Consider the following 25,332-nt stretch of genomic DNA (forward strand, 5'->3'; position numbering starts at 1 on the left):
ACATATCTGGCGTTGACTTTTGGCACGCTGTTGAGTTCTCAAGGAACGGACGCTTCCTTCGGACCGCCTTCCAGCAGGCCCTCCGGGCTTCGTTCGTGATTCCAGCTTAGCAGATGTGTTCCGCTCCGTTTACCGGGGCTTTTCGCATCCGAAATCTGGTGTTAACCGCCGAGTTGCGGCGACTCGACCAACCATAGCGGGTCGTCCGCCGCGGCGCGAATCGAGGCTCGCCCGGTGTCACCCGGGTGGCGGCATGATTTGTTGCTCTCGCGAGCATATACAGCAATGGTCCCGATTCGCCAAGATGCCTGTAGAGTGCGGCGCATCGGCCGAGAGGACTAGACCACTCGCGGGCCGATGGGACGCCGACCAACAGGTGGGCACGGGGCGGGGATTCGCCCGGGAATGTCGACAGATGTCCCTAGTTGGCATGATTTAGGCTTCAGTTGATCGTCGTGCCGCTCCTCGCGGCCGCTCGCTGTACTGCGCTCTTGGGAGGCACAACCATGACCACTGTGACGTCGCCGCTGACCGGCAAGGTCGTCGGGCTCGCCGGCGTGCCCGACCCGGTGTTCTCGGGTGCGATGGTCGGCCCGGGCACCGCGATCGACCCGGTCCGTCGGCCCACCGAGGCGGTCGCCCCGGTGGACGGCGTCGTCGTCTCCATGCACCCGCACGCCTTCGTCGTCGTGGACGCCGAGGGCCACGGTGTGCTGACCCACCTCGGGATCGACACCGTCCAGCTCAACGGCGAAGGCTTCGAGCTGCTCGTCAACAAGGGCGACACGGTGACCCGCGGTCAGGCCGTCATCAAGTGGGACCCGGCCGCCGTCGAGGCCGCCGGCAAGTCGCCGATCTCCCCGATCGTCGCGCTGGAGGCCGCCCCGGACTCGCTCGGCGACCTGCGGGAGGACGGCGAGGCCGTCTCCGGCGAAGCCCTGTTCAGCTGGAGCTGACTCCTCTCTATCCCCCACACAGACTCAGCGGAGACAGGTACATGGAGAAGACACTGCGCGGCGTGGGTGTCAGCCACGGGGTCGCGATCGGCCAGGTGCGGCACATGGGGACGGCGGTGCTGGAGCCCCCGGCCACCCAGATCCCCACCGAGGACGCCCCGCGGGAGCAGGCCCGCGCCCAGGCCGCCGTCGAGGCCGTCGCCGCCGACCTGATCGCGCGCGGCAACCTGGCGGGCGGCGAGGCGCAGGCCGTGCTGGAGGCCCAGGCGCTGATGGCGCAGGACCCGGAGCTGATGGCCGACGTGTCCCGCCGGATCGCCGTCGGCAGCAGTGCCGAGCGCGGTGTGTACGACGCCTTCGCCGCCTACCGTGCGCTGCTCGCCTCCGCCGGGGAGTACCTGGCCGGGCGGGTCGCCGACCTGGACGACGTGCGGAACCGGATCGTGGCCCGGCTGCTCGGGGTGCCGATGCCGGGTGTGCCGGACAGCGACGAGCCCTACGTACTGTTCGCCCGTGACCTCGCGCCGGCCGACACGGCGCTGCTGGACCCGGCGCTGGTGCTCGGCTTCGTGACCGAGGAGGGCGGGCCGACCAGCCACAGCGCCATCCTGGCGCGGGCCATGGGCGTGCCGGCCGTCGTCGCGCTGCCCGGTGCGACCGATGTCGCCGAGGGCACCGTCGTCGCCGTGGACGGCAGCTCCGGCGACGTGCTGCTGGAGCCTTCGCAGGAGAAGCAGGAGGAGCTGCGGGCGGCCGCCGCCGAGCGCAGGGCCGCGCTGGCTGCCTCCTCCGGCCCCGGCCAGACCTCGGACGGGCACCGCGTCCCGCTGCTGGCCAACGTGGGTGGCCCGGCGGACGTGCCGGCGGCGCTGGAGAACGGCGCCGAGGGTGTCGGCCTGTTCCGTACCGAGTTCCTGTTCCTGGACGACTCGGCGAAGGCCCCCACCGAGGAGAAGCAGGTCGAGGCGTACCGCAAGGTGCTGGAGGCCTTCCCCGAGGGGCGGGTCGTCGTCCGGGTGCTCGACGCGGGTGCGGACAAGCCGCTGGACTTCCTGACCCCGGCCGACGAGCCGAATCCGGCGCTGGGCGTGCGCGGCCTGCGCACCCTGCTGGAGCACCCCGAGGTGCTGCGCACCCAGCTGCGGGCGCTGGCCACCGCGGCCGAGGGCCTGCCGGTGCACCTTGAGGTGATGGCCCCGATGGTGGCCGACCGCAAGGACGCCAAGGACTTCGCGACCGCGTGCCGCGAGGCCGGGCTCACTGCCAAGTTCGGTGCGATGGTGGAGATCCCGTCGGCCGCACTGCGGGCCAGGTCGATCCTGCAGGAGGTCGAGTTCCTGTCGCTGGGGACCAACGACCTCGCGCAGTACACCTTCGCGGCCGACCGCCAGGTCGGTGCGCTGGCGCGACTGCAGGACCCGTGGCAGCCGGCGCTGCTGGACCTGGTCGCCGCGGCGGCCGACGCCGCGCGGGTGTCCGGCAAGAGCTGCGGTGTCTGCGGCGAGGCGGCGTCCGACCCGCTGCTGGCCGTGGTGCTGACCGGTCTTGGCGTCACCAGCCTCTCGATGGGCTCCGCGTCGATCCCGTACGTGCGGACCACGCTGGCCAAGTACACGCTGGCGCAGTGTCGCCGGGCGGCCGAGGCGGCCCGGGCGGCGGACGGTGCCGAGGAGGCACGGGCCGCGGCGCAGCAGGTGCTGTCCGGCGAGTAGGGACAGTGGACGGACGGGAAGGGGCGCCCCACCACCGCGGTGGGGCGCCCCTTTCGTGCGCGCCGGGGCCGCTCAGGCCCGGCGGTCGACGCGGAGCTGCTCGAAGAAGCGCAGGTGCTCGATCTTGTCGACGGAACCGGGGTTGACGGCCTGCTCCAGCGGCGTGCCGGAGAGGATGCGCTTGACCGGGACCTCGATCCGCTTGCCGGTGAGGGTGTGCGGCAGGCCGCGGACGGCGATGACCTCGTCGGGGACGTGGCGCGGGGAGAGCTCGGTGCGCAGGGAGGTGCGGATGCGCTTGATGAGGTCGTCGTTCAGCTCGGCGCCGGGCGCGAGGACGACGAACAGCGGCATCCAGTAGCCGCCGTCGGGCTCCTCCAGGCCGATGACCAGGGATTCGGCGATCTCGGGGAGGCGCTCGACCACCTCGTAGATGTCCGAGGAGCCCATCCGGACGCCCTGGCGGTTGAGGGTGGAGTCGGAGCGGCCGTGGATGACGACGGTGCCGCGGGAGGTGACGGTGATCCAGTCGCCGTGGCGCCACACGCCGGGGTAGGTGTCGAAGTAGCTGTCGTGGTACCGGGTGCCCTCGGGGTCGTTCCAGAAGCCGGTGGGCATGGACGGGATGGGCTTGGTGACGACGAGTTCGCCGACGGCGTCCGTGAGCGGCTTGCCCTGGACGTCCCAGGACTCGACGGCGGCGCCAAGGCAGGGCGCCTGGATCTCGCCGAGGTGCACGGGGAGGGTGGGCACGCCGCCGACGAAGCAGGAGCAGACGTCGGTGCCGCCGCTGACGGAGGCGAGCCAGACGTCCTCCTTGACCTCGTCGTAGATCCAGCGGAAGCCGTCGGGCGGCAGCGGGGATCCGGTGGTGCCGATGCAGCGCACGGCGGAGAGGTCGAGGTCGCGGCCGGGGTGCAGCTCGGCCTTGCGGCTGGCGATCACGTAGGCGGCGGAGGTGCCGAGGACGGTGGCGCCGGTGCGGGCGGCGACGGACCACAGGGCGCCGGTGTCGGGGTGCCCGGGGCTGCCGTCGTAGGTGACGATCGTGGCGCCGACGAGGAGGCCGGCCAGCAGGAAGTTCCACATCATCCAGCCGGTGGACGTGTACCAGAGGAAGCGGTCCCGGGGGCCGAGGTCGAGGTGGAGGCCGGCCTGCTTGAGGTGTTCGAGCAGGATGCCGCCCTGGCTCTGGACGATGGCCTTGGGCAGGCCGGTGGTGCCGGAGGAGTAGAGGACCCAGAGCGGGTGGTCGAAGGGGACCGGCTCGAAGACCGGTTCCACGTCGTCGGCGACCAGGTCGTCCCAGGTCAGGGCGCCCTCGGGGGCAGGGGAGCCGAGCAGCGGGACGTGCACGACGGTGCGCAGGCTGGGGAGCTCGCGGCGCAGCTCGGCGACGACCTCGGTGCGGTCGTGGTCCTTGCCGCCGTAGTGGTAGCCGTCGACGGCGAAGAGGACGGCGGGTTCGATCTGCTGCAGGCGGTCGAGGACGCTGCGGGCACCGAAGTCGGGGGCGCAGCCGGTCCAGACCGCGCCGACGGCGGCGGCGGCGAGGAAGGCGACGGCGGCCTGCGGGATGTTGGGCAGGTAGGCGCTGACGCGGTCGCCGGGGCCGATGCCCCGGGCGCGCAGGGCGGCGGCGAGGGAGCCGACCTGGCGGCGCAGCTCGGACCAGGTGAGGACGACGGGCTGCTCGGTGGTCTCGTCGACGTGGAGGACGGCCGGCCGGTCGGCGTTGGAGGGGTCCTCGGCGGCGCGCAGGGCGTGCTCGGCGTAGTTGAGGCGGGCGCCGGGGAACCAGCGGGCGCCCGGCATGGCCGGGTCGGCGAGGACGGCCTCGGGGGCCTCGGTGAAGCGGACGTCGAACCAGCGGGTGACCGCGGTCCAGAACCGGTCGAGGTCCTCGGTGGACCAGGCGTGCAGGTCGGCGTAGCGCTCGGCGGCCTGCTGGTCGTCGGCGGCCGGGGCGAGCGGGGCGGCCGGGGCGCCGTGGTGTTCGGCGGCCCAGGCCTGGAAGGCCACCAGGCTGGTGGCGGCGGCGCGAGCGGGGTTGGGGCGCCAGAGCGGCTGGTCCTGGGGTGGGGTGCTCACGGTGGTGGTCTCCCGGCCGGTGGTGGGGACGGGAGGGCTTGTGGCAGACCCGTCCGGTTGGGCTGTCGGTGCAGACCATGCCACGTGAGCGGCCGTCGCGCCAGGGTCGGCCGGTGCGCGGCGGGGTCGGTCAGCGGGGGGCGAACTCGCCGCTGAACCAGCGGTGCAGGACGCTGTTGTGGAAGTCCCAGACGAGCGGGGTGTCGGCGGTGGCGAGGTACCAGCCGTCGGTCTCGTCGGTGGGGCGCGAGGGCGGGAGCTCGGCGAGCGGGCGGGCGGGGAGCAGGCCGCAGAGCATGACGAAGCGGCCGTCGGGGTCGGAGCAGGTGTGGATCAGGGTGACCTCGGCGGGGTCGGCCGTGATGCCGGTCTCCTCGTGGAGTTCGCGGACGCAGGCCTGCTGCCAGCTCTCGCCGTAGTCCATGTAGCCGCCGGGGAAGGCGAGTTCGCCGTAGCCGGGTTCGATGGTGCGGCGGATGACGACCAGGGCGGGGTCGGCGTCGGGCCGGGTGACGGGCAGGACGGCGACCGCGACGGGAAGCGGGTTGCGGTAGCTGATCTCGGCGCAGCCGGGGCTGGGGCAGGTGCGGGGCCAGGCCCGGGTGTCGGGCGGGTACGGCGTGCCGCAGAAGTGGCAGTGGGAGAACGGCCGGTGGACGGCCCGGGCAGCTTCGTCAGTGGTCATGGCCGGATGGTAGTCCCGTCGGTCGACGTGGTCTCCCGGTCTCCGGTGATCAGTGCTCGGGTGATCCGCGCTCCGGTGATCGGGGTCCGCGGTGATCAGTGGTGCGGGCCCTCGCCCGGGAGGTCCTCGCGGGCGGCGGTGGGGCGGAGCAGGGCGGGGTGCAGCAGGGCGGCGTCGCCCGCGTGGTAGGTGCGGGCCCGGGGGCCGCCGCGGGCGCCGCCGCGCGCGGTGGTGGTGCCGGTGCTCTCGACGAATCCGGGGACGGAGAGGACCTTGCGGTGGAAGTTGCCGGGGTGGAGCTTCTCGTCCCAGACCGCCTCGTAGACGGCGCGCAGGTCGGGGATGGTGAAGTCGTGGGGCAGGAAGGCGGTGGCCAGCGGGCTGTACTCGAGCTTGGCGCGCACCCGGTCGAGCCCGTCGGCGAGGATCCGGGCGTGGTCGAAGGCCAGCGCGAGCGGTGCGGGGCCGGTGCGCCCGTCGACGCCACCCCCGTGGGTGTCGGCGGGCGCACCGGCGGCTCCGGTCCGGCCGCGGGGCCGGAGGTCCAGGTCGCGGACGGGGTGCCAGGCGGCGGCCGCGGCGTCCGTCCCGGCCCGGGGGTCGGGGAGGTCCGGTGCGAAGGCGAGGTAGGCGACGGAAACGACGTGCATCCGCGGGTCCCGGTCGGGGGCTCCGTAGGTGCCGAGCTGTTCCAGGTGGAGCCGGCAGAGCGTGGCCTCGGCGTCGGAGGCGCTCTGCAGGCCGGTCTCCTCGGCGAGTTCGCGGGCTGCGGCCTCGTCCAGGCTCTCCTCGCCGGCCCGCAGGAAGCCACCGGGCAGTGCCCAGCAGCCCTGGTAGGGCGGGGCGCCGCGTTCGACGAGCAGGACGTGCAGGCCGCCGTGGCGCAAGGTCAGGGCGACCACGTCGACCGTGACGGCGATCGGAGCGTAGGCGCGCGGGTCGTACGCGGCGAGCCACTCCTGCTCGGCCGCGGGCCCGGTGCCGGGCCGGTCGTCCGCCGCCATCGCCGGTCCTCTCCGCGCTCTCGTGGCTCTCGTGTTCGTTCTTGTCTTCGGTGTGGTCAGGTGCTGTCGTTCTCGGCCTGAGCACAACGTAGTCATTCACGTTCCCCGGCGGCAAATGCTTTTCCCGGTCGGCGGGACCCTCCGCCTTCTAGGCTGTGACCAGCAGCGACCGTGCCAGAGGAGGCCGACATGCCCACTGCTCCCCCGCCGGACTTCGCCGCGGCGCTGGCCGCCGGTCCGCTGGTGCTGGACGGCGGGATGTCGAACCAGTTGGCGGCGGCGGGGCACGACCTGTCGGACGAACTGTGGTCGGCGCGCCTGCTGGCGGACGACCCGGGGGCGGTGGTCGCGGCGCACCGGGCGTACTTCGAGGCCGGCGCGGACGTCGCCATCACGGCGAGCTACCAGGCGAGCTTCGCGGGCTTCGCCCGGCGCGGCGTGGGCCGGGCCGGTGCGGCGCGGCTGCTGGCGAGCAGCGTGGAGCTGGCCCGGGAGGCGGCGCGGGCCGAACCGGGCGGGCGGCGGCGCTGGGTGGCGGCGTCGGTGGGCCCGTACGGGGCGGTGCTGGCGGACGGCTCGGAGTACCGGGGCCGGTACGGGCTGGGCGTCGCGGAGCTGGTGGCCTTCCACCGGCCGCGACTGGAGGTGCTGGCGGCGGCCGGACCGGACGTGCTGGCGCTGGAGACGGTGCCGGACGCGGACGAGGCGCGGGCGCTGCTGGAGCTGGTGCGCGGGCTGGGGGTGCCGGCCTGGCTGTCGTTCAGCGTCGACGGGGACCGGACCCGGGCCGGGCAGCCGCTGGCGGAGGCCTTCGCGCTGGCAGCGGACGTGGACGAGGTGCTGGCGGTGGGCGTCAACTGCTGCACGCCGCAGGACGCGGACCGGGCGGTGGCGGTGGCCGCCGGGGTGACCGGGAAGCCGGTGGTGGTCTACCCCAACAGCGGGGAGCGGTGGGACGCCGAGAACCGGGGCTGGCGCGGGGAGCCGACCTTCCGCTCGTTCCGGGTGGGCGGCTGGCTCGCGGAGGGCGCGCGGCTGGTCGGCGGCTGCTGCCGGGTCGGCCCGGACGGGATCGCGGCCCTCGCGGCGGAGGTCGCGGTGCGCCGGAGCCGGCCCGCCGGCGCGGGAGGTTAGCACCCGACCGGAGGCGGACTACCGAGGGGGAAGGTGCACGGAGTCCGTCCAGCCTGGCAGACTCGTCCCGTCACCACTGCGGTCGACATTGTCGACCGCCTGTCCGCGCGGAGGTACCCATGCCCGGCCCGATCCAGTCGCTTTCCCGGGCCGCCGCGATCATGCGCCTGCTGGCCGGCGGTGAGCGCCGCCTCGGCCTGTCCGAGGTCGCGACGGCGCTTGGCCTCGCCAAGGGCACCGCGCACGGCATCCTGCGCACGCTGCAGCAGGAGGGGTTCGTCGAGCAGGACCCGGAGAGCGGCAAGTACCAGCTGGGCGCCGAACTGCTGCGGCTGGGACAGAGTTACCTGGACGTCCACGAGCTGAGGGCGCGGGCCCTGGTGTGGGCGGACGACCTGGCCCGGGCGTCCGGGGAGACGGTCTACCTGGGGGTGCTGCACCAGCAGGGCGTGCTGATCGTGCACCACGTGTTCCGGCCGGACGACACCCGGCAAGTGCTGGAGGTCGGTTCGATGCAGCCGCTGCACAGCACCGCACTGGGCAAGGTGCTGGTGGCCTACGACCCCGTCGCGCGCGGGGAGTTGGGTGACGGGCCGTACGAGTCCTACACCATGCGCACGCTGACCGAGGCGGCCGACGTGGACGCCGAGTGCGCGCTGATCCGCGAACGCGGCTGGGCCGACTCGGTGGAGGAGACCTGGGAGGGCGTGGCCTCGATCGGCGCGCTGATCCAGGACCGGCGGCGCAACCCGGTGGGCGCGGTGTGCATCAGCGGTGCGGTGGAACGGGTCTGCGAGGACGGCTTCGTGAAGCCCTCGCTGGTGGCCTCGGTGCGCAGCGCTGCGCGGGCGATCTCCCGCGATCTGGGCGCCGGCCGGTTCTGAGATACAGCGTTCACATCGTCACGCTGAGGCGCGGACGGGCTGTCGGCCTGTCCGCGCCTTGGCGTTTTGTCCTGTTTCGGGGCGCTCCGCTCGGTAACTTCGAAGGGCGGGTCGAGGCGAGGGTCACAGCTGCGTAACCCTGCCTTGACGTGGGGCCGACCTGGGGAGGAAGCTTCCGCATGACGGTCGACATTGTCGAACGATGGCCGGGAAGATCACTCCCACAGTGCGCTCACTCCGCATAGCGATCGACCGGCCGCCTGCCCCCACCCGCACCTCCGGGCCATATGGACAAGGGAGTCTTTGTGTCCGCGTTCTCCAACGGCGACGTCTTCGTCGGTGAAACCCTCGGCACCGCCGCCCTGATACTCCTCGGCGGCGGCGTCTGCGCCGCCGTGACCCTCAAGAAGTCGAAGGCCCTCAACGCCGGCTGGCTGGCGATCACCTTCGGCTGGGGATTCGCGGTCCTCATCGCCGCATACATGTCGGCTCCGAAGTCCGGCGCGCACCTCAATCCCGCCGTCACCATCGCGCTCGCGGTCAAGAGCGGCGACTGGAGCCAGGTGCCGCTCTACATCGGCTCGCAGATGCTCGGCGCGATCATCGGCGCCGTTCTGGTCTGGGCCACCTACCTCGGCCAGTTCAACGCCAACGAGGAACCCACCCTCGGCATCTTCTCGACCGGGCCCGAGATCCGGAACCCGTTCCAGAACGTGCTCACCGAGGTCATCGGCACCTTCGTGCTCTGCTTCGCGATCCTCACCATCGGCACCAACACCGGCCTCTCCCAGTCCGGTACCGGCACCCTGATGGTCGCCTTCACCGTCGTCGGCATCGGCCTCTCGCTGGGCGGCCCGACCGGCTACGCGATCAACCCGGCCCGTGACCTCGGCCCGCGCATCGCACACGCCCTGCTGCCGATCCCCAAGAAGGGCGGCTCCGACTGGTCGTACGCCTGGGTCCCGGTCGTCGGCCCGATCATCGGCGGCCTCGCGGCCGGCGGCGTGTACAACGCCCTCTTCTAAAGGCCCCTCCCCCGAACAGCGGTGTCGACCGAACAGCGGTGTCGACCCCGCCGAACACGGGGACTGACCGAGAAGCGCGTCAGGCCCACCCACCCCGTAACCCCCGAACCCGAGCCGAGGACCCTCCCATGACCTCCACCGGTAACTACATCGCCGCGATCGACCAGGGCACCACCTCCAGCCGCTGCATCATCTTCGGCGCCGACGGCCGGATCGTCGCCGTCGACCAGCAGGAGCACCGGCAGATCTTCCCCCAGCCCGGCTACGTCGAGCACGACGCCGCAGAGATCTGGACCCGGGTGCAGTCGGTCGTCCGCGGTGCGCTGGAGAAGGCCGGCCTGACCAAGGACGACATCCGCGCCGTCGGCATCACCAACCAGCGCGAGACCACCGTCCTGTGGGACAAGAACACCGGTGAGCCGGTGCACAACGCGCTGGTGTGGCAGGACACCCGCACCGAGGGGCTCTGCCGCGAGCTCGGCCGCAACGTCGGCCAGGACCGCTTCCGCCGCGAGACCGGCCTCCCGCTGGCCAGCTACTTCGCCGGCCCGAAGATCCGCTGGCTGCTGGACAACGTCGAGGGCCTGCGCGAGCGCGCCGAGGCCGGCGACATCCTGTTCGGCACCATGGACACCTGGGTGATCTGGAACCTCACCGGCGGTGTCGACGGCGGCAAGCACGTCACCGACGTGACCAACGCCAGCCGCACCATGCTGATGAACCTCAAGACGCTCGCCTGGGACGAGAGCATCGCCGAGTCGATGGGCGTGCCGATGGCCGTCCTGCCGGAGATCCGCTCCTCCGCCGAGGTGTACGGCGAGGCCGTCGGCGACCTGGCCGGCGTCCCGGTCGCCTCCGCGCTCGGCGACCAGCAGGCCGCGCTGTTCGGCCAGACCTGCTTCAACGAGGGCGAGGCCAAGTCCACCTACGGCACCGGCACCTTCCTGCTGCTCAACACCGGCGAGAAGATCGTCAACTCGTACCACGGCCTGCTGACCACCGTCGGCTACCGGATCGGCGACCAGGCCCCGGTGTACGCCCTGGAAGGCTCCATCGCCGTCACCGGGTCGCTCGTCCAGTGGCTGCGCGACCAGCTCGGCATCATCTCCACCGCCGCCGAGATCGAGACCCTCGCCAACACGGTCGAGGACAACGGCGGCGCCTACTTCGTCCCGGCCTTCTCCGGCCTGTTCGCCCCGTACTGGCGCTCCGACGCCCGCGGTGTGATCGCCGGTCTGACCCGGTACGTCACCAAGGGCCACCTGGCCCGGGCCGTCCTGGAGGCCACCGCCTGGCAGACCCGCGAGGTCGTCGACGCCATGCAGAAGGACTCCGGGGTCGAGCTCACCGCCCTCAAGGTCGACGGCGGCATGACCAGCAACAACCTGCTCATGCAGAACATCGCCGACGTCCTGGACGCCCCGGTCGAGCGCCCGTACGTGGCCGAGACCACCGCCCTCGGCGCCGCCTACGCGGCCGGTCTCGCCGTCGGCTTCTGGAACGACCTCGACACCCTGCGGGCCAACTGGCACCGCGCCGCCGAGTGGACCCCGCGCATGGACGAGGCCACCCGGGAGCGCGAGTACAAGAAGTGGCTCAAGGCCGTGGAGCGCACCATGGGCTGGGTGGAGGAGGAAGAGACCAACTGACCGACCCGCCGGTCGGGGCCCCGTGCCCCGGCCGGCCGCCCGCTGTTCCGGCAACGGGCGCAACCGTGTTTCACCGGCCCGCCGCACCGGGCCGACCGGCCTCTCCAGCAGGGGCCGCACCGCACCCGAGAGGAGTAACGGCGCCGCCCGACCAGCGCGCCGTACACAACCACCATGGCAACCATCCCGACCCTGGGCGCCGAGCGCACCGCCGGCCGCACCGCCTCCCGCGCCGAGACCCGTGAGCTGCTCGGCAAGGCCACCTACGACCTGCTGGTGATCGGGGGCGGCATCCTCGGCACGGCCGTCGCCTGGACCGCGTCCCAGGCCGGCCTGAAGGTCGCCATGGTCGACGCCGGCGACTTCGCCGGTGCCACCTCCAGCGCCTCCTCCAAGCTCGTCCACGGCGGTCTGCGCTACCTGCAGACCGGCGCGGTCAAGCTGGTCGCGGAGAACCACAAGGAGCGCCGCGCGCTCTCCACCGACGTGGCCCCGCACCTGGTCAACCCGCTCACCTTCTTCGTGCCGGTCTACAAGGGCGGCCCGCACGGCGCGGCCAAGCTCGGCGCCGGCGTGTTCCTGTACTCGGCGCTCTCCGCCTTCCGCGACGGCATGGGCCGGGTCTCGACCGCCGCGCACGCCGCCCAGCAGGTGCCCGCGCTGCGCACCGAGGGCCTGCGCTCGGTGGCCGTCTACGGCGACCACCAGATGAACGACTCGCGCGTCGCGGTGATGACCGTGCGCGCCGCCGTCGACGCCGGCGCCGTGGTGCTCAACCACGCCGAGGTCACCGGCCTGCGCTTCACCGGCAGCCGGGTCACCGGCGCCGAGCTGCGCGACCGCCTGGACGGCACCGAGTTCGGCGTCGACGCCCGCCTGGTGCTCAACGCCACCGGCCCGTGGGTCGACCACCTGCGCAAGATGGAGGACGCCGGCGCCGCCCCGTCGATCCGCCTCTCCAAGGGCGCCCACGTCGTGGTCAAGCGCCGCTCGCCGTGGCGCGCCGCGCTGACCATTCCGATCGACAAGTACCGCGTCTCCTTCGCCATCCCGTGGGAGGACCACGTCCTCCTCGGCACCACCGACGAGGAGTACACCGGCGACCCGAAGGACGTCCGGGCCACTGACGCGGACATCGACCAGATCATGGGCGAGGCCGCGCACGCGATCCGCGACGAGCACCTCGACCGCGACCTGGTCACCTACTCCTTCGCCGGCCTGCGCGTGCTGCCGGGCGGCCCGGGCGACACCGCCGCCGCCAAGCGCGAGACGGTCGTCACCGAGGGCAAGGGCGGCATGCTGTCGGTCTCCGGCGGCAAGTGGACCACCTACCGGCACATCGGCCGCACCGTGCTGGAGAAGCTGGCCCACGTGCCCGGCACCAGCCTCGGCGAGGACATGTCCCCGATCGCCCCGACCGTCCCGCTGCCGGGCGTCGGCGCGCCGAACGCGGTCGCGCACCGCCTGCTGATCGACCGCGAGCCGGGCTCGCGCATGGAGCCGCTGGTCGCCAAGCACCTGGCCAGCCACTACGGCACGCTCTCCTTCGAGATCGCCCGCCTGATCGACGAGAGCCCGGAGCTCGGCCGGCCGATCCACGAGGACGGGCCGGATGTCTGGGCGCAGGTCGCGTACGCGGCGGACAACGAGTGGGCGTACACGGCGGACGACGTGCTGCGCCGCCGCACCACCATGACGGTGCGCGGACTGGACACGCCGGAGATCCGGGCCGAGGTCGAGGCCTTCCTGGCGAAGAAGGCCGGCAAGTAACCACCGCAGGACGGTACGACGGGCGGGCGTCCGGGGTTTCCCCGGGCGCCCGCCCGTCGCGCTGCGGGGGCGGCGCCGCTTCGGGTGGGCTCCGCGTCGGGTGGGCGCTGCGTCAGACCGGCGTGCCGGCCTTGACCACGTGCCGGAGGTGCCGCTCCGGGCGGGTGAGGACGGCGAGGTCGGCCAGCGGGTCGCCGTCGACGACGAGCAGGTCGGCGTGGGCGCCCGGGGCGAGGGTGCCGATCTCCCCCGCCATGCCGAGCAGCCGGGCCGCCGTGGTGGTCGCCGAGCGGAGCACGTCCGCGACCGGCTGGACGCGGGCGCGGAGGGTGAACTCCTCCAGCTGGGCCGGGTGCAGCGGGCCCAGCAGGTCGCTGCCGTAGACCAGGTTGACGCCCGCGCGGTGGGCGCGCTCCAGGGCGTCGAGGCCCCGGTCGCGGACCTCGGCGAGCTTGCCGACGGAGGCGGGCGGCAGGCCGGAGGCGGCACCGAGCCTGGCGGTCTGCTCGTAGGCGACCAGGGTCGGGACCAGGAAGGCGTCCTTCTCCAGCAGCAGGGCGACCGTGCCGTCGTCCAGCAGGTTGCCGTGCTCGACGCAGCGCACCCCGGCCCGCAGGGCGCGGTCGATCGCGCGCGGGTGGTAGGCGTGCACGGTGACGTAGCGGTTGTGGTTCTCCGCTTCCTCGACCGCCGCGCGGATCTCCTCCTCGCTGTACTGGACGGCCGCGATCTCGTCGTGCGGGGAGGCGACGCCGCCGGAGAGCAGCACCTTGAGGTGGCGCGCGCCCTTCCGGAACTCGTCCCGGGCGGCGGCCCGTACGGCGTCCACGCCGTCGGCGATCCGGCCGAAGTTCGGCCGCGACTCGCAGCAGGGCAGGGCGTCGTCGCCGAGCGGGCGGAGGTCGCCGTGGCCGCCGGTCTGGGACAGCGCCTTGCCGCCGTGCAGCAGCCGGGGCCCGGGCACCAGGCCCTCGGCGAGGGCGCGGGCCATGCCGTGGTCGGCGCCGCCGACGTCGCGCACGGTGGTGAAGCCGCGGCGCAACATGCGCCCGGCCTCGGCGAGGGCGCGGGCGGTCGCGTAGCCGGGGGTCCAGTCGGCGACGTCGCGCAGGTCGAGCGAGGTGACCAGCAGGTGGACGTGGGCGTCGATCAGGCCGGGCAGGACGGTGCCGCCGGCGGCGTCGACCACCCGGACGCCGTCGCCCGCGGCGGGCGGACGGCCGGTACCGGTGGCGGCGATCCGGCCGTCGGCGGCCTCCAGCCAGGCAAGGTCGGTGCGGGTGCCGTCCTCGGGGTGGAGCAGGTGGGCGTTGGTGATCAGCAGTCGGCTCATGGCGGTGGTCCCCCTCGGGTCCGGTACGGCGGTGGGCTGCGGCTCTCCGGGCCCGGGTCTCCGGGCCCGGCTGGCCCGGCACGGCGGGTTCGGGCACGGCGGTTCGGGCACGGCGGTTCGGCGCGGCCTCCACCGTTCAGTACGGCTCGTATTGAATACGACCTGTATTGAATACACCATGTATCGTTCTCCTGTGAACCCACCCCCCGCCGATACCGCCCCCGCCCGGCCTCCCCGCCGCCGCGTCCACACCCGGGCCCGGCTGCTCGCCGCGGCGGGCGAGCTGTTCCTCACCGTCGGCTTCGCCCGGACGAGCATCGAGGACGTCTGCGCCGCCGCCGGCTACACCCGGGGCGCCTTCTACTCCAACTTCGGCAGCAAGGAGGACCTGCTCCTGGCCCTCTTCGACGACCAGGCGGCGCTGCGGATGACCGAACTGGAGCAGTTGGCCGCCGCCTGCGAGGCGCTGCCGCCCCAGGAGCGGGCCCGACTGCTGGTCGAGGCGCTGCTGCGGGTCGAACCCGCGGAGACCGGGTGGATCCTGCTGTTCCTGGAGTTCCGGCTGGTCGCCGCCCGGACGGAGGCGCTCGCCGAACAGGTCGCCGCACACGATCGGACCGTCGCCCGGGCGCTGGCCGACGTCCTGGAGCGGGCGCTGCCGGAGCTGGTGCCCCCGGGCGCGAGCGCCGGGCAGGCCGCGGCGGTGGTCCTCGCCGCGCGGGAGGGACTGCTGGCCCGGACGGCGGCGGGCGGGGCCGTCGCGGAGGAGCTGCTGGGGGCGACGGCGGCGGTGCTGTCGGGGCTGCTGGGCCCGCCGAGCTGAGGAACGGCGCAGGGGCGGCACCCGTACGGTCACGGGTGCCGCCCCTGCGGCGGTGGTGGGGTGGTGCGGTGCTGCGGTGCTGCGGTCGAGACGCTAGACGATCAGGCTCAGCGGCAGGATCAGGGCTATCGCGACGACCGAGATCACCGTCTCCATCACCGACCAGGACTTCAGCGTCTGCCCGACGCTCATCCCGAAGTACTCCTTCACCAGCCAGAAGCCGGCGTCGTTGACGTGCGAGAAGAACAGCGAGCCGGCGCCGATCGCGAGGACCAGCAGCGCCGAGTGGGTCGAGGACATGGTCGCGGCGAGCGGGGAGACGATGCCCGCCGCGGTGATCGTGGCGACCGTCGCCGAGCCGGTGGCCAGGCGGATCAGCACGGCTATCAGCCAGCCCAGCAGCAGCGCGGAGATGTGCCACTTGCCGGACCACTCGCTGACCGCGTTGCCGACGCCCACGTCGATCAGGGTCTGCTTGAAGCCGCCGCCCGCGCCGACGATGAAGACGATGCCCGCGATCGGACCGAGCGACTTGCCGACGGTGTCGGAGATCCGGGCCTTGTCGAAGCCGGCCGCCCTGCCGAGGGTCAGCATGGCGAGCAGGGTCGCGGCGAGCAGGGCGATCAGCGGGGAGCCGATGAAGTCGAACACCCGCTGGGCGGGCGCCTTCGGGTCGTCGATCACCACGTCGGCCAGCGCCTTGCCGAGCATCAGTACGACCGGCAGCAGGATGGTCGCCAGCACCGCGCCGAAGGACGGCGTGCGGTCGGGCTTGGCCGTCTCCTCGGGGGCGGTGGCGGCCGGGATCTCCAGCGGGCCGACCCAGCGCTCGGCGACCCGTGCGAACAGCGGACCGGCGATGATCAGGGTCGGGATGGCGACCAGCAGGCCGAGTGCCAGGGTGATGCCGAGGTCGGCCTTCAGGGCGTCGACGGCGACGAGCGGGCCAGGGTGCGGGGGCACCAGGCCGTGCAGCACCGACAGGCCGGCCAGGGCCGGGATGCCGACCCGCATCAGCGGCACGTTGCCGCGGCGGGCCACCAGCAGCACGATCGGGATCAGCAGGACGACGCCGACCTCGAAGAACAGCGGCAGGCCGAGCACGGCCGCGATCAGCGCCATCGCCCAGGGCAGCGCCTTGGCGCCCGTACGGGAGAGCACGGTGTCCGCGATGATGTTCGCGCCGCCGGAGTCGGCGAGCAGCTTGCCGAGCATCGCGCCGAGGCCGATCAGCAGGCCGACGCTCGCCACGGTGGCGCCGAAGCCCGTGGAGAAGCCGGCGAGCAGCTTGTCGAAGGGGGCGCCCGCGACGGCGGCCAGCAGGCCGGAGCCGAGCGTGAGGGCGAGGAACGGGTGCAGCTTCAGCTTGGTGATCAGTACGACGATCGCACCGATGCTGACCAGCACCGCAATCAGCAGCTGGGTGTTGCTGCCGGTGTGCGCCAGGGCCGGTGGGGCGGCCGCCAGCAGGGTGGGGGAGCTCATGCTCACGCGAGGTCTCCATTGACGGGCCGCAGCAGCGCCGCGGCCATCTCGACGAGTTCTTCGGGGGACGGGCCCACGTCCAGGACCGCGCCGCGCTCGTCCGCCTCCAGGGGTTCCAGGGCGGCGTACTGCGAGCCGAGCAGCGACGACGGCATGAAGTGGCCGGAGCGGTGGTTGATCCGGTCCTCGACCAGCTCGTGGCCACCGCTGAGGTGCAGGAAGAAGGCGCCCGGGCAGGCCGCGCGCAGGGTGTCGCGGTAGCCGTGCTTCAGGGCCGAGCAGGTGACCACGCCGCCGGTGCCGTCCTCGGTCCGCTCCCGGAGCCAGGCGCCGATGGCGCGCAGCCAGGGGGCGCGGTCCTCGTCGTCCAGCGGGATGCCGGCCGACATCTTGGCGATGTTGGCCGCCGGGTGGAAGTCGTCCGCCTCGGCGAAGGGGAGGTCGAGGCGGTCCGCCAGCATGCGGGCCAGGGTGGTCTTGCCGACGCCGGAGACGCCCATCACCACGACGGTGAGGGGGGCTTCCGGGTGGTCGTGGTTCTCGACGCTGAGAGCCATGGGTGGTGCTCCTTCGTTGCCTGGCCGCCACTATCGCCTCAAAGATATGACGTATTCAAGTGACGGAAACCAAATCGTCATACTTTTAGTTCCTGGGGCGCCGGGCCCGCGCGACCGGGGCACGGGCGCGCCGGAGACGGCGGGTGGAGATCACACCGCGACGGAGGGTGGCGTGGGGGTTGCCGGCCGGGGACGTCTAGGCTGGGCGGATGGAGATCCAGGGGCTGCCCGGGCGGCTGCTTGACGAGCTCGGACCGGCGCTCGCGTCCGGCGAGATTCCCGAGGGCGCGGTACTGCGCGGGGAGGAGCTGGAGGAGCGCTTCGGGGTGTCCCGGACAGTGGTCCGGGAGGCCGTGCGGATCCTGGAGGGGATGCGCATGGTGGCCTCCCGGCGGCGGGTCGGGATCACCGTGCTGCCGAAGTCGCTCTGGGACGTCTTCGACCCGATGGTGATCCGCTGGCGCCTGGCCGGATCGGACCGGCCCGCCCAGCTGCGCTCGCTCGGCTCGCTGCGGGTGGCCGTCGAGCCGGCCGCGGCGGCGCTCGCCGCAGTCCACGCCACCGACGACGACCGGCGCGAACTCAGCTCACTGGCCGTGGAGTTGACGGTCGCCGCGCGCGATGCCGACCTGACCACCTTCCTCGGGTACGACATCGCCTTCCACGCCCTGGTGCTGCGCGCCTCCGGCAACGAGATGTTCGCCCACCTCGGGGACACCGTGGGGGCGGTCCTCACCGGCCGGACCGAGTACCATCTGATGCCCCATCAGCCGGAGCCGTACGCGATCCGGTTGCACCGCGAGGTCGCCGACGCGATCTGCTCGGGCCGCTCCGACGAGGCCGAGCAGGCGATGCGGACGATCGTCACCGGCGCGCTGGAGGAGCTCAACCAACAGTTGAGCTGACCCTCCGTCCGGGCACCGCCCGGACCGGCGCGGCCGGACCGGACAGCCCGACGACCGGGCGACACGGCCGGATGACACGGTTTGGCGGTAGTTCGGTGCATTCGGACGCATAGTCCTGGTTCGGTGGGGCAGAGTGAGCCGGGGGGCGCATTTCGTGTGCGCCCGTTCCGTGCCCACCGCCGAATCCGCGCCTGGGGGTCGCTCGATGTCCGTGCCACGCCGCCGTCGCCGCCTTCCCGACGAGGTGCGCGCCGCCGCAGTCCGGGCGGTGCTCTCCCTCGCCTTCACCCTGGTGGGCGTGGTCGTCGCGACCCTGTCCTCGTACGCGGGCAGTTGGATGCTGACGCCCGCGCTGATGGCCATGGGGCTCGGGGTGTTCGGCACCATGTGGTGCCTGCTGGAGATCCTGATCTCCCGCCAGGTCGCCGCGCAGCGGATGCGGCCGCCGGGCTCCGCGTACCCGATGGCGGGCAGTCGCACGCCCTCGGAACCGCTGGCCGCCCGCCCGTTCCCGCGCCCCGGCCAGTCCGTCCACCAGCAGCCGCAACAGTCGGTGTACCGGCAGCCGCAGCAGCAGCCCCACCAGCAGTCGCAGCGACCGCCGCAACCGCCGCACCAGTCGCGGGTGTCGACCCCCCGTCCCTGAGACCGGGCAGGAACTCCCCGCGCAGGGTGCCCTGTTCACCGTGCCCAACCGGGGCTACCCGCTCTTCCGCCCGCTGACCGGACCGCAGCCGGCCGGCGCGGTCGACGACCTGGTCTCGCCCGCCGTCCGCGTCCACTCGGAGAACCCGGGTCCGCTCTCGCCCCGGCTCTGCTGGTGACACCGGGGCACGATCACCGACCCGACCCGGATCGACGAGGCGGAGCGCTCCTCCTCGATCGTCCCGCCCGCCGAACTCACCGGGGATCCTGCGCCGGTCGGCCGACTCCCGAGCACTCAGTCCATGACGGGGACGACCCGGTAGTGGGTGGTGATCCAGCCCTCCCCGTCCAGGACGTGGAAGGCAAGCATCGGCGGGTGGTCGAAGGAGATGCCCTGCCCACCCTCGCAGGGCAGGGTGACGGTGGAGACCACACCGGGCGCCACCAGCAGCGGCAGACCGGCGAAGGTGGTCGCGGCGGCGGTGTGCGAGTGCCCGCAGAACAGGGCGACCACCCGGGGGTGACGCCGCAGCACCCGCGCCAGGCCCGCCTCGCCGAACTGGCGGATCCCGTCGACCGTCGGCAGGTGCAGGTCGACCGGCGGGTGGTGGAAGGCGACCAGGGCGGGCACCCCGGCGCGCCCGGCGGCGAGTCGGGCGTCCAGCCAGTCCAGCGTCTCCTCGTCCAGCAGGCCGTCGTGCTGCCCGGGTATCGACGAGTCGAGCATCAGCACGTCGGCGCCCGGGAGTTCGTGCAGGCGGTTGACCGGGCTCTGCGCCGGGGCCCGGCCGAGCAGCACCTCCCGGTACGGCGCCCGGGAGTCGTGGTTGCCGGGGCAGGTGAGCACGAGGTGCCGGGAGGCCAGCACCTCGGCCACCTGCCGGTACTCCTCGGCCAGGCCGTGATCGGCGAGGTCGCCGGTGACCAGCACGGCGTCCAGCGGGCCGGGCAGGGCGTCGAGGTACGCCACCACCTGCTCGGCCCGCCGCCGGGCACGCGTGCCGCCGTCCCGGCGGTGGACCTGGCCGAGGTGGATGTCACTGAGGTGCGCGATCGTCAGCATGCCGGTCACGCTAATCAGTTCACGGCTGGGCGGGAACCTCCGCGGGGCGCTTGAACATCCGGGTGGCGGTGATCTCGCCGTGGATGGCCGGGCCGTCCGGGTCCGGTGCGGCGGGCAGACCGGGACGCAGGTGCTCCTCGACCGAGATGTACTTGAGGCCGGCCCGCAGGTCGGCGTCGTTGCGCAGACGGATGACCAGCGGGAACTCGGCGAGCGCGGTCGTGTCGAACAGACCGGTGGTGTAGATCAGCTGGACGCCGAGCGCGTCGGCGACGGCGCGCTGCAGCTCCAGCAGGTAGGTGGCGTTGGCCCGGCCGATCGGGTTGTCCAGGAACAGCGTGCCGGCGTGCCGCAGCTGGGACTGGCCGCGGTCGTTGGCGCGCAGCGCGGCCATCGTGCAGTACAGCGCGATGGCCGCGGTGAGCAGCTGGCCGCCGGAGAAGACGTCGGACATCTGGCCGACGCCGACCCGCTCGGCGCGCAGCACCGCGTCCGGCTTGAGGATCTCGACGCTCACGCCCTTGGGGCCGATCGCGGCGGCGACGCCGCGCAGCAGCAGGGACATGCCGTCGCGGCGCAGGTCGCTGTTCTTCCGGACGGCAGCCCGGGTGGCCTCGTCGATGACCTCGCCGAGGCGTTCGACCAGGGTGGCGTGGTCCGGGTCCTCGAAGCGGATCCGGAGGAACTCCTGGCCGGACCACTCCCCCAGGCCCTCGGGCAGCCGGGACAGCCGCTGGGCGGCGCGCAGGGTGGTGAGCGAGGACTCGACCAGACCGCGCAGGCGGTCCACGATCGAGCCGCGGTTCTTCTCCAGCTGGGCGAGTTCGTCGGTGAGCACGCGCAGCCGGGGCGCGAAGGCGGCGGCCCAGGCGGCGGCGTGCTCGGGCAGCGCCGAGGCGGGGAGTTCGCGGATCTGCTGGCGGGCGGGGGTGCGGACGGCCTCGTAGCGGGCGGCGTTGGCGTGCCGGACGAGGGCGTCGGAGGCGTCGCGGACGGCGAGTTCGGCGCTGGACAGCTCGCCGGTGGCGGTGCGCAGGCTGCGGCGGGCCTCGGTGGCGCCGGTGCGGGCGTCGGCGAGGCCGCCGAGGTACGGCTCGACCGGGTCCTCCGGGTCCTCCTGGTGGTCGCGCAGGCCGTCGCGCAGCTGACCGGCCAGTTCGTCGAAGTCGGCGGCGGAGGCCTGCGCGGTGTCGAAGGTGCGCTGCAGGTCGGCGTGGGCGGTGCGGGCGGCGTCCAGGGCCTCGCGGCGTTCGGCGAGCCGGCTGGTGGCGGTGCGCAGCAGGGCCTGGGCGTGCTCGGGGTCGGTGGGGACGAGGTCCTCGGGCAGCTCGGTGTGGGCCTCACCGTCGGTGGGGGCGGAACGCTCGGCGTCGCCGCGCAGGCGGCCGAGCTGCTCGCTGGCGGTGGCAGAGCGGGCCTCGATGGTGGCGACCAGTTCCTCGGCGCGGGCGGCGGCGGCCTGGCGGGCCGGGCCGTCGGCGCCGTCGGGGCTGCCGAGGAGTTCCTCGGCGCGGGTGCGCACCTTGTTGGTGAGGCGGTCGAGTTCCGTCGCGGCGGCCGCTTCGTCGCCCTCGGCGCGGGCCTGTTCGGCGCGCAGGTCGGCGCCGACGCCGACCTTCTCGTACAGCTGGGAGGCGGCGCGGTAGGCCTCGCGCAGGGCGGGGAGTGCGGCGGGTGCGGTGTCGGCGGGCTCGTCGGTCTGCTCGGCGGCGGGGATCTCGGCGCGTTCGCCGCGCAGCGCGCGGGCCGTGCGGCGGGCGTCGTCGGCGGCGCGCTGGGCGGCGCGGCGGTCCTCGTCGCAGGTGCGGGCGCGTTCGGCGCGCAGGGCCTGGCGACGGTCGCACTCGGCGGCGTCCTCGGCGAGTTCGCGCTGGCGGCGGGCCCAGGTGGCGCGCTCGCGCAGGCGGAAGGCGAGACCGGACAGGGCGTCGGCGCGGCGGCGGGCACGCTGGGCGGCCTCGCGGTGCTCCTCGTGGGCCGAGGCGGCGGCGGCGTGGTCGGTCTCGGCCTCGTCGTGGTCCGCGCGCAGGGTGGCCAGGGCGGCGGCGGAGTGCTCGGCGTGCTCGCGAGCGGCCTCGGCGGCTGCGGCGAGTTCGGCGAGCGTGCCGGGCGGGCAGCTGGCGTGCCAGGAGGCGAGGCGGGCGGCGAGGGCCCGGTCGGCGCCGAGGCGGCCGGCGAGTTCGCGGATGTGCTCCTCGCGGGCGCTCGCGCGGGCGCGCAGGTCGCGGCGCTCGCCGTCGGCGGCGGACTCGTCGTGCATGGCCGGGTTCGGCGGCACGAGGAAGAAGGCGGGCTCGTCGGTGATCGGGGCGATCAGCGAGGCGGCTGCGCCGACGGCCACGGTGGAGCGCGGCAGCAGGGCGGCGGTCTGCAGGGCCTCGCGGGCTCGCTCCAGCGAGGACGGGTCGGTGACGACCACGCCGTCGACGAGTTCGGGGCGGGCGGCGAGGATCGCATCGTGGTCGGCCGGGTCGACGGACTGGGCGAGGTAGCGCCAGCCGGGCAGGGCCGGGATGCCGTGCTCGGCGAGGTACTCGACGGTGGCGAGCACGTCCGGGCCGGGCGGCAGCAGGCCGCCGTCGCCGAGGGCGGCGAGGATGCGGGAGTCGTCGGCGGCGGCCGTCCTGAGGTCGAACAGGGTGCGCTCGGCGGTGGCGATGGCCTCGTCGAGGAGTTCGCGCAGGTACTCGGCGTTGCGGTCGAGGACGGCGGGGGTGAGGAAGCCGGCGTCCTCCTCGGCGTCGTCCTGGTAGGGCGTCAGGGAGAGCAGGTCGGCGAGGCGTTGTTCGGTGGCGAGCAGGGCGGCGGTGCGCTGCTCGCCGGCCAGGGCCCGGGCGGCGGCCTTGCGGGCGTCGCCGGCGCGCTCGGCGGCGAGTTCGGTGCGCGAGGTGGCGGCGGCGGCCTCGCGCAGCCGGGCGGCGGCGGACTCGGCGGCGGTGCGGGCCTGGGCGAGCGAGGCGGTGGCGGCCTTCTCGACGTCGGCGGCGTGCAGCGCGGCGCGGGCCGGGTCCACGTCGCCGTCGGCGTCGATGAAGCCCGCTTCGACGGCGGCTTCGGTCTCCTGCTCGACCTCGACGAGGCGCTGGCGCAGGTGGTCGGCCTCGCTGCGGGCCTTCTGGGCGGCGGTGGCCGCTTCGGTGGCGTCGGACTGGGCCTTGGCGCCGTCCTCCTGGAGCTCTCCCGCGCGCTGCTCCTCGGTGTCGGCGCGGGTCTCGGCGGCCGCGGCGGCGGCCTCCAGGGCGCGGGCGAGGGCGGTGGCGGCGCGGGCGCGGGCGGCGAGCGCGGGGGCGGCGTCCAGCTCGGCCTCGCGGATGGCAGCGGCGACCCGGGTGACCCGGTCGGCGGCGGCGCGCTGGCGCAGCACGGCCTCGGCGGCCTGCCAGGCGGAGTGCAGGGTGCGGGCGTCGATCAGCTCGCGGCGCAGCGCGGCGGCTTCGGTGGTGGCCGCGGCGAGGCTCAGGGTGGCGTGCCGGTAGGTGAGTTCGTCGGCGATCAGCGTGTGCCGGGTGCGGTCGGACTCGGCGGCGGTGACGGCGCTCGCGGCGGCGGCGACCTCGATGGCGAGGTCCTGGGCACGGTCGCGTTCGGCGGTGGCCCGGGAGGTGAGGGCGTGGGCGAGGCGGCGGGTGCGGCGTTCGGCGGTGCGGTGGGCCTCGCGGACGGTATCGCGGGCGGTGGTGGCCTCGGCGATGCGCTCCAGGAGGTCCAGCGAGCCGGCGGTGAAGTCGCGTTCGGCGGTGAGTTCGGAGCGGCGGCCGAGCTTGGCGGCGAAGCCGTGGACGAGGTCGGCGAGGCCGTCGGTGTCCCGGGTGTCGGTGACGGCGCGCAGCAGGAGGTCGGTGAAGTCGCTGTCGTGCTTGACCGCGAAGAGGCCGGCCGCTTCGCCCTCGTCGGCGTTCATCTCACGCTGGTAGCGGAAGAGTTCGGGGTCGAGGCCGAGTTCGCCGAGGTGTTCGGTCCAGCGGTCGTGGCCGTCCTCGAAGACCAGGTCGAGGTGCGGGTGGGCCTTGCCGGCCTCGGTGAGGGCGTCGCGGAAGCCCTTCATGGTGCGGCGCCGGCCGCGGGCCTTCTGGTCTCCGGCCAGGCTGACCCGCTCGGAGACGGGCAGGGAGTCGAGGGTGAGGCCGGGGCCGGGGCGGAAGGAGTACCAGGTCTCGGCGAACTTGCGCGGGTCGGAGGAGACCTGGCGGCCGCGCCACTCGCTGACCTTGCCGACGACGATCAGTTCGCCGGTGACGGTGTGCTGCCACTCCAGGGCGACGTGGCCGCAGTCGTCGGCGAGCAGGAACTTGCGCAGCACACCGGAGCTGGCGCCGCCCAGGGTGTTGCGGTGGCCGGGGAGCATGACCGAGAAGATCAGCTTGAGCAGGACGGACTTGCCGCCGCCGTTCTCCAGGAAGAGCACGCCGGCCGGGGCGGGGCGGCGGACCGGGCCGTCGGGCTCCTCGCCGAACAGGCCGATCTGCTGCGGGGCCGGGTCGGCGACGGGCTCGCCGACGCCGCGCAGGTCGAGCACCGTGTCGGCGTAGCGGGCGCCGGCCGGTCCGATCGAGTAGAGGCGGACCCGGTTGAGCTCGTACATGTGCGGCGGTTCTCCGTGCGTCTATGGGGTTGTCAGAGCGAGTGGAACGGCAGGCCGGCGTCGGCGACCAGCTCGTCGGAGGTGTCCGGCGGCAGCAGGGTGGCGGTGCCGTCGGAGACCGGGACGACGCCCAGGTCGAGCAGTTCGGCCATGGCCGCGCTGCCGGCCAGGTCGCGGACCTGCAGCTGGTAGCGGGCGGTGGTGCGGTAGGTGCCGCCGGAGTCGTCGGAGACCTTCTGCAGGAAGCCGGAGTCGACCAGGAACATCACGGCCTTGGCGACGATACCGATGGTGGAGCCGGAGAGCCGGCGGGCGTCCTTGGTGGCGCCGGTGGCGGTGCGCCGGGCCCAGACCCGCCAGGCGGCCTCCAGACCGGGGGCATCGGACTGCGGGTCGGTGTTGGCGCCCTCGACGTCGGCCTGCTCCTCCAGTCGGCGGCAGGCCTGGCGGACGAAGGCGTCGACGCCGTTGACGGTGATCCGGCCGAGGTAGGCGTCGTCGGCGAGGTCCTCGGGGCGGGGGAAGGCCATCGCGGCGACGGCCAGGTGAGCCAGACCGTGCAGGAAGCGGTCGGTGGACTCGGAGGCGGCGCGGCGCGAGTAGTCGCCCATCCGGACGGCGAACAGCGAGTCCTCGGCGGCGGCCACGGCCATGCCGGCGCGTGGCGAGACCTCCAGGACGACCAGGCCCATGCCGGTGGCGACGGCGTCGGCGAGCCGGGCGAACGGCGGGTCCTCGCGGTGGCGGCGCACGAGCTCGGCGTACTCGACGTCGCGGGCGGGCAGCAGCTTGGCCTGGAGGCCGAAGGAGACCAGCCGGGCGGCGTCGGCGACGTCGGCCGGGGTGATCGGCGCGGGGGCGGCCGGTTCGGTCTCGGTCGCCCAGGACGTGTCGTGGTGGGTCGTCACGGGCGGTGCTCCTCGGGGCTGTTGCTGTCGCTGCTGGCGGTGTCGGGACTGGTGGTGTCGGGGCTGTCGTCGTCGCGGCCGCGGCCGCTGTCGCGGTGGGTTCCGCCGCGGGGATTCCGGT

At 73.8% G+C, this 25,332-nt stretch carries 20 protein-coding genes; 11 read left to right on the forward strand and 9 right to left on the reverse strand.

Annotation, left to right across the window (positions count from 1 at the left end):
- The first annotated feature begins 506 nt into the window (after nt 1-506).
- Nucleotides 507-956, forward strand: a complete 450-nt coding sequence (locus tag AB0D10_RS32275; protein ID WP_360262510.1) for a PTS glucose transporter subunit IIA — start codon at nt 507-509, stop codon at nt 954-956.
- 41 nt (nt 957-997) lie between these two features.
- On the forward strand, nt 998-2,668 hold the full coding sequence (gene ptsP, locus AB0D10_RS32280; protein WP_360262511.1) for a phosphoenolpyruvate--protein phosphotransferase: 1,671 nt from the start codon (nt 998-1,000) through the stop codon (nt 2,666-2,668).
- 72 nt (nt 2,669-2,740) lie between these two features.
- On the opposite strand, the gene AB0D10_RS32285 is transcribed toward ptsP, so the two are convergent.
- The 3 genes from AB0D10_RS32285 to AB0D10_RS32295 all read right to left on the reverse strand — a co-directional run bounded on the left by AB0D10_RS32285 (nt 2,741) and on the right by AB0D10_RS32295 (nt 6,448).
- On the reverse strand, nt 2,741-4,759 hold the full coding sequence (locus AB0D10_RS32285; protein ID WP_360262512.1) for an acetoacetate--CoA ligase: 2,019 nt from the start codon (nt 4,757-4,759) through the stop codon (nt 2,741-2,743).
- A gap of 130 nt (nt 4,760-4,889) precedes the next feature.
- Nucleotides 4,890-5,444, reverse strand: coding sequence for an NUDIX domain-containing protein (locus AB0D10_RS32290; RefSeq protein ID WP_360262513.1), 555 nt, complete (start codon nt 5,442-5,444; stop codon nt 4,890-4,892).
- A gap of 95 nt (nt 5,445-5,539) precedes the next feature.
- Nucleotides 5,540-6,448, reverse strand: coding sequence for an NUDIX domain-containing protein (locus tag AB0D10_RS32295; RefSeq protein ID WP_360262514.1), 909 nt, complete (start codon nt 6,446-6,448; stop codon nt 5,540-5,542).
- A 189-nt stretch (nt 6,449-6,637) separates the two neighbouring features.
- Between AB0D10_RS32295 and mmuM the strand changes: the two genes are divergently transcribed.
- The 5 genes from mmuM (at nt 6,638) to AB0D10_RS32320 (ending at nt 12,910) form a co-directional block, all read left to right on the forward strand.
- Nucleotides 6,638-7,582, forward strand: coding sequence for a homocysteine S-methyltransferase (mmuM, locus tag AB0D10_RS32300; RefSeq protein ID WP_360262515.1), 945 nt, complete (start codon nt 6,638-6,640; stop codon nt 7,580-7,582).
- Nucleotides 7,583-7,701: 119 nt separating this feature from the next.
- Nucleotides 7,702-8,466, forward strand: a complete 765-nt coding sequence (locus AB0D10_RS32305; RefSeq protein WP_360262516.1) for an IclR family transcriptional regulator — start codon at nt 7,702-7,704, stop codon at nt 8,464-8,466.
- A gap of 305 nt (nt 8,467-8,771) precedes the next feature.
- On the forward strand, nt 8,772-9,491 hold the full coding sequence (locus AB0D10_RS32310; RefSeq protein WP_360262517.1) for an MIP/aquaporin family protein: 720 nt from the start codon (nt 8,772-8,774) through the stop codon (nt 9,489-9,491).
- 128 nt (nt 9,492-9,619) lie between these two features.
- A complete protein-coding gene (gene glpK, locus AB0D10_RS32315; protein WP_360262518.1) occupies nt 9,620-11,140 on the forward strand; it encodes a glycerol kinase GlpK in 1,521 nt (506 codons plus the stop codon).
- A gap of 174 nt (nt 11,141-11,314) precedes the next feature.
- On the forward strand, nt 11,315-12,910 hold the full coding sequence (locus tag AB0D10_RS32320) for a glycerol-3-phosphate dehydrogenase/oxidase (RefSeq protein WP_360262519.1): 1,596 nt from the start codon (nt 11,315-11,317) through the stop codon (nt 12,908-12,910).
- 112 nt (nt 12,911-13,022) lie between these two features.
- On the opposite strand, the gene AB0D10_RS32325 is transcribed toward AB0D10_RS32320, so the two are convergent.
- On the reverse strand, nt 13,023-14,243 hold the full coding sequence (locus AB0D10_RS32325) for an amidohydrolase family protein (RefSeq protein WP_360262520.1): 1,221 nt from the start codon (nt 14,241-14,243) through the stop codon (nt 13,023-13,025).
- A 193-nt stretch (nt 14,244-14,436) separates the two neighbouring features.
- Between AB0D10_RS32325 and AB0D10_RS32330 the strand changes: the two genes are divergently transcribed.
- Complete coding sequence (locus tag AB0D10_RS32330) at nt 14,437-15,066, forward strand: TetR/AcrR family transcriptional regulator (protein WP_360262521.1); 630 nt, start codon at nt 14,437-14,439, stop codon at nt 15,064-15,066.
- A 93-nt stretch (nt 15,067-15,159) separates the two neighbouring features.
- Here the strand turns inward: AB0D10_RS32330 and AB0D10_RS32335 are convergent, their stop codons facing one another.
- Together AB0D10_RS32335 and AB0D10_RS32340 are read right to left on the reverse strand one after the other, a co-directional pair.
- A complete protein-coding gene (locus AB0D10_RS32335) occupies nt 15,160-16,551 on the reverse strand; it encodes a gluconate:H+ symporter (protein ID WP_360262578.1) in 1,392 nt (463 codons plus the stop codon).
- A gap of 2 nt (nt 16,552-16,553) precedes the next feature.
- On the reverse strand, nt 16,554-17,108 hold the full coding sequence (locus AB0D10_RS32340; RefSeq protein ID WP_360262522.1) for a gluconokinase: 555 nt from the start codon (nt 17,106-17,108) through the stop codon (nt 16,554-16,556).
- 209 nt (nt 17,109-17,317) lie between these two features.
- On the opposite strand from AB0D10_RS32340, the gene AB0D10_RS32345 reads away from it, so the two are divergent.
- From AB0D10_RS32345 to AB0D10_RS32355, 3 genes are all read left to right on the forward strand, one after another.
- Entirely contained in the window at nt 17,318-18,013 is a 696-nt protein-coding gene (locus tag AB0D10_RS32345) for an FCD domain-containing protein (RefSeq protein ID WP_360262523.1), read from the forward strand.
- A 205-nt stretch (nt 18,014-18,218) separates the two neighbouring features.
- A complete protein-coding gene (locus tag AB0D10_RS32350) occupies nt 18,219-18,659 on the forward strand; it encodes a hypothetical protein (RefSeq protein ID WP_360262524.1) in 441 nt (146 codons plus the stop codon).
- Between the two features lie 40 nt (nt 18,660-18,699).
- Nucleotides 18,700-18,837, forward strand: coding sequence for a hypothetical protein (locus tag AB0D10_RS32355; protein ID WP_360262525.1), 138 nt, complete (start codon nt 18,700-18,702; stop codon nt 18,835-18,837).
- A 116-nt stretch (nt 18,838-18,953) separates the two neighbouring features.
- Here AB0D10_RS32355 and AB0D10_RS32360 read toward each other — a convergent pair whose 3' ends face one another.
- The 3 genes from AB0D10_RS32360 to AB0D10_RS32370 are packed head-to-tail and all read right to left on the reverse strand — an operon-like array spanning nt 18,954 to nt 25,211.
- Nucleotides 18,954-19,721 carry a metallophosphoesterase gene (locus tag AB0D10_RS32360; RefSeq protein ID WP_360262526.1) on the reverse strand — a complete coding sequence of 256 codons (768 nt, stop codon included), beginning with the start codon at nt 19,719-19,721 and terminating at the stop codon, nt 18,954-18,956.
- A gap of 19 nt (nt 19,722-19,740) precedes the next feature.
- A complete protein-coding gene (locus tag AB0D10_RS32365) occupies nt 19,741-24,303 on the reverse strand; it encodes a hypothetical protein (protein WP_360262527.1) in 4,563 nt (1,520 codons plus the stop codon).
- 32 nt (nt 24,304-24,335) lie between these two features.
- Complete coding sequence (locus tag AB0D10_RS32370; protein WP_360262528.1) at nt 24,336-25,211, reverse strand: hypothetical protein; 876 nt, start codon at nt 25,209-25,211, stop codon at nt 24,336-24,338.
- Nucleotides 25,212-25,332: the final 121 nt, after the last annotated feature.

This window comes from Kitasatospora sp. NPDC048545 (genome assembly GCF_040651155.1).
Classification (GTDB): domain Bacteria; phylum Actinomycetota; class Actinomycetes; order Streptomycetales; family Streptomycetaceae; genus Kitasatospora.

Coding starts and splice junctions, on each gene's coding strand:
- AB0D10_RS32275 (WP_360262510.1), top strand. CDS start 507: ATGACCACTGTGACGTCGCCGCTGACCGGCAAGGTCGTCGGGCTCGCC.
- ptsP (WP_360262511.1), top strand. CDS start 998: ATGGAGAAGACACTGCGCGGCGTGGGTGTCAGCCACGGGGTCGCGATC.
- AB0D10_RS32290 (WP_360262513.1), bottom strand. CDS start 5,444: ATGACCACTGACGAAGCTGCCCGGGCCGTCCACCGGCCGTTCTCCCAC.
- AB0D10_RS32295 (WP_360262514.1), bottom strand. CDS start 6,448: ATGGCGGCGGACGACCGGCCCGGCACCGGGCCCGCGGCCGAGCAGGAG.
- mmuM (WP_360262515.1), top strand. CDS start 6,638: ATGCCCACTGCTCCCCCGCCGGACTTCGCCGCGGCGCTGGCCGCCGGT.
- AB0D10_RS32305 (WP_360262516.1), top strand. CDS start 7,702: ATGCCCGGCCCGATCCAGTCGCTTTCCCGGGCCGCCGCGATCATGCGC.
- glpK (WP_360262518.1), top strand. CDS start 9,620: ATGACCTCCACCGGTAACTACATCGCCGCGATCGACCAGGGCACCACC.
- AB0D10_RS32320 (WP_360262519.1), top strand. CDS start 11,315: ATGGCAACCATCCCGACCCTGGGCGCCGAGCGCACCGCCGGCCGCACC.
- AB0D10_RS32325 (WP_360262520.1), bottom strand. CDS start 14,243: ATGAGCCGACTGCTGATCACCAACGCCCACCTGCTCCACCCCGAGGAC.
- AB0D10_RS32335 (WP_360262578.1), bottom strand. CDS start 16,551: ATGAGCTCCCCCACCCTGCTGGCGGCCGCCCCACCGGCCCTGGCGCAC.
- AB0D10_RS32340 (WP_360262522.1), bottom strand. CDS start 17,108: ATGGCTCTCAGCGTCGAGAACCACGACCACCCGGAAGCCCCCCTCACC.
- AB0D10_RS32345 (WP_360262523.1), top strand. CDS start 17,318: ATGGAGATCCAGGGGCTGCCCGGGCGGCTGCTTGACGAGCTCGGACCG.
- AB0D10_RS32350 (WP_360262524.1), top strand. CDS start 18,219: ATGTCCGTGCCACGCCGCCGTCGCCGCCTTCCCGACGAGGTGCGCGCC.
- AB0D10_RS32360 (WP_360262526.1), bottom strand. CDS start 19,721: ATGCTGACGATCGCGCACCTCAGTGACATCCACCTCGGCCAGGTCCAC.
- AB0D10_RS32365 (WP_360262527.1), bottom strand. CDS start 24,303: ATGTACGAGCTCAACCGGGTCCGCCTCTACTCGATCGGACCGGCCGGC.